4 protein-coding genes are annotated in these 6,404 nt (G+C 42.2%); 3 read left to right on the top strand and 1 reads right to left on the bottom strand.

What is annotated here, in order from left to right:
* Window positions 1-2,420, bottom strand: a 2,420-nt coding sequence (locus H5119_RS13520; RefSeq protein WP_182702617.1) for a prolyl oligopeptidase family serine peptidase, incomplete at its 3' end; no start/stop codon positions are given.
* A 162-nt stretch (window positions 2,421-2,582) separates the two neighbouring features.
* Here H5119_RS13520 and H5119_RS13515 point away from each other — a divergent pair.
* From H5119_RS13515 to H5119_RS13505, 3 genes are all read left to right on the top strand, one after another.
* Window positions 2,583-3,587, top strand: coding sequence for a LacI family DNA-binding transcriptional regulator (locus H5119_RS13515; RefSeq protein WP_182702601.1), 1,005 nt, complete (start codon window positions 2,583-2,585; stop codon window positions 3,585-3,587).
* The gene (locus H5119_RS13510) at window positions 3,584-4,813 is read left to right on the top strand and encodes a glycosyltransferase (protein ID WP_182702600.1); all 1,230 of its coding nucleotides are present in this window, start codon (window positions 3,584-3,586) and stop codon (window positions 4,811-4,813) included. The genes H5119_RS13515 and H5119_RS13510 overlap by 4 nt, the downstream gene beginning before the upstream one ends.
* Before the next feature lie 116 nt (window positions 4,814-4,929).
* Complete coding sequence (locus tag H5119_RS13505; protein WP_077535620.1) at window positions 4,930-6,156, top strand: threonine/serine exporter ThrE family protein; 1,227 nt, start codon at window positions 4,930-4,932, stop codon at window positions 6,154-6,156.
* The last annotated feature ends 248 nt before the right edge of the window (window positions 6,157-6,404 follow it).

Raw genomic sequence — 6,404 nt, 5'->3', positions numbered from 1 at the left:
GGCTCAGCTGTATCACTTAGCAAGTACTTATCTAGCCACTGCTCTTGTTCCCACAGTACGTGTAATAAGCTTTTACGCGCACGGTAACCATGTGCCTCATAAGGGAGCATGACCAAGCGAGCATCTTTACCTAACCCTTTTAGCGCTGCGTACATACGCTCACTTTGCATTGGGAAGGTGCCAGAATTAGGGTCTTCTTGTCCGTGGATCATCAGCATTGGTTCGTTAATTTTTTCAGCATGGAAAAATGGTGACATATTAGCGTACACGCTTTGTGCTTGCCAAAAATCACGCTCTTCACCCTGAAAACCAAACGGCGTTAATGTGCGGTTATACGCGCCACTGCGCGCAATGCCTGCTTTAAATAAGTCGCTGTGTGCTAATAAGTTAGCAACCATAAACGCACCGTACGAATGCCCTGCTATTGCGATATTATTTTTATCAGCAATGCCTTTTTTAACCAATACATCAACAGCTGCTTGCGCGCTTGAGACTAACTGCTTTCTAAAGTTATCGTTTGGCTCACTGCCATCAATACCCACTATTGGCATTTTAGGGTCGTCAAATACGGCAATCCCCTTTGCAAGATAAGGCATTGGTCCCCAGTAGCCAATGTAAGTAAACGCGTAAGGTGATTCACGTACTTGCGATGCAACCGCTTTATCTTTGTATTCAAGTGGGTAAGCCCACATTAACACAGGTAACGGCCCTTGTGTTTTATCATACCCTGGTGGTAAATAAAGCGTGCCCGAGAGTTCAACACCGTCGTCGCGTTTATAACGTAATTGCTCTTTTTTTACGCCTTTAAATGCTGGATACGGGTGCTCAAACGTTGTTAATTGCGTTAGCGTGTCGTTATCTAAATTACGTATAAAAAAGTTAGGTTGCTCAGTTTTAGATTCACGAATAGTAATAAATCGCTCACCTTCGTCGTCAAGCAGTGCGCGTACACGCTCGTAGTATGGTGCTTCTGATTGCCATAAACGCTTGCTGCTATTTGTTTTAACATCAAACCTATCTAAAAACGGAATATTACCCTGCTCTGAAGCACCATTACCACGCAGGTAAATATAACGCCCGCCTACAATTTTAATCACGTTGGCGCCTAAATCGTTGCGCTCATAAATTGCATTACCTGGATTTTTATACGCATCGTTGTAACTACGCTCTGAAAACAATACACGATTTTTGTCAGCATCACGTGGCTGCACTATATAAGTACGAACTTGGCGATCGCTAAAGCGCCAGTCTGTCAGCATTGCTACGTTTTCGTTGCCCCACTCCATTCCCGCATAACGGCGCTCTACTTTGGCAAATAATTTAGGCTCGCGTTTAAATGGTGCACGTAAGCTGTAAACATAATCATGATGCTCAACGTCGGTTTTCATGTCGCCGCCATCTTGCGCTTCTGCCCAAATAACCTCAGCCCCTTGATCTGCTCGCCATTCAAAATCGCGGCGGCCAGTGCGAACGCTGTCGTAACCTTGTGGAATATTGTCGGCAAGTGGTTGTTTTGCCAGCTCAGCTAATGCATAGCCACGCATGCCCCATATTTGCCACGTGCTTGCAAAGCGGCTGTAAGGCACTTGATACGAAAACGGCTCATTAATACCCGCGACTAATATATTGGTAGAATCAGGTGATACCGAAAACGATTTAAATAAAGCAGGACTGCCTATTGCTTGAGCATTGCCATCAAGCGTTACATAAGTCAATTGCCCTTGGCCATAAAACTTAAATTGCGCTTCATCAAACGAGCTTGTTAATAAGTTTTGGTAAGTACGTGCTGGCGCTTTTTCGCCTGTACTTTGTTGAATAACAGGCACTACGTTTTGGCTGTTATTTTCAAGCCTTGGCTTGGCAAAGTTAACAGCGAGGTTTGCAACAATGGCGCTGCTATCTGGCAGCCATTTATATGGTGAGGCAGTTAATACCGAATTTAATGCAGCGCTAGTTAACTCTTTTGCTTGTTTGGTTTCAACGCTGTAAAGCCATAAGTTGGCTTGGGTTGGTTGCTCAACAACAAAGGCTAAATATTTACTATTAGATGACCATTTAGGTGAGCGAATAATACCCGCTGGTAAGTTATTAATACTAATAACAGTGCCACTTTGAACATGCTTTAGCTCTACAGCGCTAAACTTTGCACTGACACGTGAACGCGAAAAATTAGCGGGATTTAGCTTAATACCGGCAAGCTTAAGCTCTTCTTTTGCAAGCTCGTCGAGTGTTTCTACACGCTTACGCTCAAATAATGCAAGCCACTGACCATCGCTTGATAAGTAACTCGTGGGTGCTAATTTGGCATCAACCAAAGCGGCAAGCTCGGGTGATGGCGTTTGATACCCTTGCTCAGCGTAGCTTATTGGCAGCAATGCAACACTACAAATAAAGGCAACTAACAGCCTAAAAGCATTCATGTTTTATCCTTTTGTTATTTTTTACTCTTATAGGCCTATATAAACACGTTTTGATTTATTCATAAAGCATTAAGGTTAGTTAAAGCGCACCAATAGATGACTTAATAGTGCTGTTTAAGCTACACTACAGCGCTATTTATTAACCACTGCGACACATTAAAAATGCATAACAAAGCCAAATCAGTCACTATTTTTGATGTTGCAGATCTTGCCGGTGTATCAAAATCGACAGTGTCACTAGTACTTACCCAAAGCGATAAAGTAAGTGATAAAAGCAAACAAAAAGTATTAAAAGCGATTGATACGCTGGGCTATGTTTATAACCGCGATGCAGCTGCAATGCGCTCAAGGCGATCTAACTTAGTCGCAATAATTATAAACAACCTAAACGATCCATATATGGCAAAACTTGCCACAAGTATAGAGCACTTGTTAAACGAAAATGGCTCGCAAGCCATGATCTTAAGCAGCAATAATAGCCTTGAACAACAAAAAAATGCGGTTAAAAATTTAAAAGAATACAATGCCGCTGCGTTTATTATTTGCCCCGTTGCCCATACTTGCGGCAAATGGCTCGATACACTCAGTGAACAATACAAAGTCATTACCCTAATGCGCGAAGTTCCCTTTAGCGTTGCTCCGTGTGTGTTACCTGACTATAAAAAAGCAAGCCATCTAGCCTGCATGCATTTGCTGGCGCAAGGGGTTACACATATTGCGTTTATGGGCCATGAGCTTACTTTAAGCGACTCTCAAGCACTACAAAGTGGCTTTAATAGTGCTTGTTCGCAGCACAATGTAACGCCTCTTGTTACCATCGCCTGTGATCAAAATCAGCCGCTTGACGCTAAAAATGCGTTTATTAAAGCTTATAAAAAACAACCTCAGTTAAATGCCGTAGTGTGCGAAAATGACATAATCGCGCACGGTGTGATTGCTGCAATACATTCACTTAACATACCAGACAGCAGCAATATAAACGTAGCGAGCTGCCATCATTTACCTCACTACACAGTAATGCCTGACAATGTGAGTACTGTGGTTATTAACGCCGATGATATCGCTAAGCGGTGCCACTTAATACTGCAAGAACTACTACAAAATATATCCCCACCAGTCAAAACACTGGTCAATGTAAACTTACAAATTAGAGATTCTAGCCAATGAAAAAAGTGCTGGTAATTGGCTACGTATGGCCAGAGCCAAATTCGTCTGCTGCGGGAACGCACATGATGTCGTTATTAAATGCATTTAGAGCACAAAACTGGGACGTTGAATTTGCAACGCCCGCACTACGTACCGAGCACATGGTAAACCTTGACGACGTTGGCATAACCTGCCAAAGCATTGCACTAAACTGTGATAGCTTTAACGAATACGTAAAAGCCTATAATCCAGACATAGTGATGTTTGATCGCTTTATGATGGAAGAACAATTTGGCTGGCGCGTAGATAAACACTGTCCACATGCGATTAAAATTTTAGATACCGAAGACTTACAATGCCTGCGTAACGCTCGCCACGAAGCGTTCAAAGGCGAGCGTGAGTTTTCAACTAGCGATTTACACTCAGACATAGCCAAACGCGAAATAGCAGCTATTTTACGTTGCGACTTAAGCTTAATTATTTCAAGCTATGAGATGAGTTTACTCCACAGTGTATTTAAAGTAGAGCCAAGCTTATTACATCACCTTCCTTTTATGGTCAATTTAAGCGCATTACCAACGAGTACTAAAACGTTTGAACAGCGCCAACACTTTATGACCATTGGTAACTTTAGACACGCGCCAAATTGGGACGCCGTACTTTACCTACAAAAAATATGGCCACTTATTCGCAAGCAATTACCAAAAGCAGAGCTGCACATTTATGGCTCTTACCCACCGCCTAAAGCCACCGCACTTAATAACCCAAAAACAGGGTTTTTAATAAAAGGTTGGGCCGATAATGCGTTTGATGTAATGCAAAGTGCACGTGTATGTTTAGCGCCACTGCGTTTTGGCGCAGGCATAAAAGGCAAACTACTTGAAGCTATGATAATGCAAACACCTAGCGTTACCACCAACATTGGCGCAGAGGGCATGCATAACGAGTTACCATGGCCTGGTAAAATAGCTAACACCGCTGATGACTTTGCTGATGCAGCTGTAGAAATGTACAACAACCAAAGTGACTTTGAACAAGCACAACAAGATGGCAATACACTACTTAATGCGCTATACAACAAAGCACAATTGAGCGCTGCGTTAATCCAAAAAATTGACACAATAAGTAGCGATTTAAGTGCTCATCGCGAAAAAAACTTCACAGGCCAAATGCTCAAACATCATACAATGCGCAGTACGCAATACATGTCGCAATGGATAGCTGAAAAAAATAAAAAATTAGATTAAAAATGACTAGACACACACAGATTAGTGTTTAAAATCGCGCCCATCGAACGTGGGCAGTTTTAGCTGTATTGTCTATATTTTTAGCTTAGTTATCGCAATATTTGGTTCAAAAAGATTTGAAAACTGCAACTTTTACAGAAAAACGCAAATTTATCGTAAAGTTAGGTAAAATGCTTCATAAGTATGGCACACCAGCCTACCGCCTAGAAGCCCACCTAATGGAAGTGGCTACTTACTTAGGTCTAAAATCCTCATTTGTAATGTCGCCAACCTCTGTAACATTTGTTATTTGGACCGACGGCCACGAAGATGAGTATACCCATGTTGCGCGAGTCGATCCTGGCGATCACGATTTAGGCTCACTTGCCGACACTGACGACCTTGTAAATCAAATGCTTGACGACAAGTTAACTTTGCAAGAAGTCGATGCTCAGCTTGATGCAATTTACGTTATGCCCAACCCATACAACAAGCTTGTAACAGGTATTGCATTTGCCACCTCTGGTGGTGCCTTTGCTATGCTAATGGGGACCAGTTGGACTGACGTAATTTGGTCATCATTACTGACTCTGGTTGTTTATTTATTTGTACTTTGGTCTGGCCGCTCAAAACGTGTTGCGCACATGCTAGAACCATTAGTTGCTATTGTGTCAGCCATATTGGCCTGTGCCGTGAGTGTATATATAACGCCTGAAATAAATATACGCTTAGTGGTGCTTTCAGCCATTATTGTATTTATACCTGGTTTAGCGCTTGCACTGGGGTTAGCCGAGCTGGCAGCACGGCATTTAGTATCTGGTACCGCGCGAGTAATGGACTCGTTTATGCTACTGTTTAAACTGTATTTTGGTGGTTTCATTGGCATAGGTATTGGTTTTGCGTTATTTGGGCAAGCCGATTTTGTACAGCCAGAACCATTGCCAAAGTGGACAGCATGGCTGGCTATATTCTTACTTTGTAGCAGCTTAATCGTTATTTTTAGAACCAAACTTAAACACGCAGTTTGGTCTATTGCATCAGGCTTTATAGCGTATGGCACGAGTATCGGTTCGGCTATGTATCTTGATTACACCTTAGGTACCTTTGTCGGTGCGTTATCGGTAGGTATATTTAGTAACTTGTTTAACCGTGTTGCAAATGCGCCCGCCTCAATTGTGGCCATGCAAGGCTTGATTGTGTTAGTTCCAGGTAGCAAAACGTATATCGGCTTAAATTCTCTGATTGAAGGTCAAGACTTTGTGTACGCAGAGCATATAGGCCAACAAACGTTTTTAATATTTATGTCGCTTGTTGCAGGGCTAATATTTGCAAACGTTGCCCTACCGCCTAAAAAGAGTTTATAACTGATATTAAACACTCGCTTTACTTTAATTGAGCAAAGCGAGTTCAGCTGTCAATCACTTTACTGATATAACCTGAACTCTGGTTAAGGGATTTTCAGTGAGAACAAGGCGAATTTACGCGTCAATAGCTGGCCTGTTGCAAGTAAATTCAACGCAGTTAGCGCTAAAAATAGCTGCTCGAGATAGATTTATTATCCAGAGTTCAGGTTGATACAGTGTCCTTGAGATACTTAGTCGCTTAACTGTGA

Origin of the sequence: Pseudoalteromonas sp. SG45-5, assembly GCF_014164085.1 — a bacterium.
Taxonomy (GTDB): Bacteria; Pseudomonadota; Gammaproteobacteria; order Enterobacterales; family Alteromonadaceae; genus Pseudoalteromonas; species Pseudoalteromonas aliena.
The sequence above is the reverse complement of the archived record's forward strand: the minus strand, read 5'-3'. Positions and strand labels throughout refer to the sequence as shown.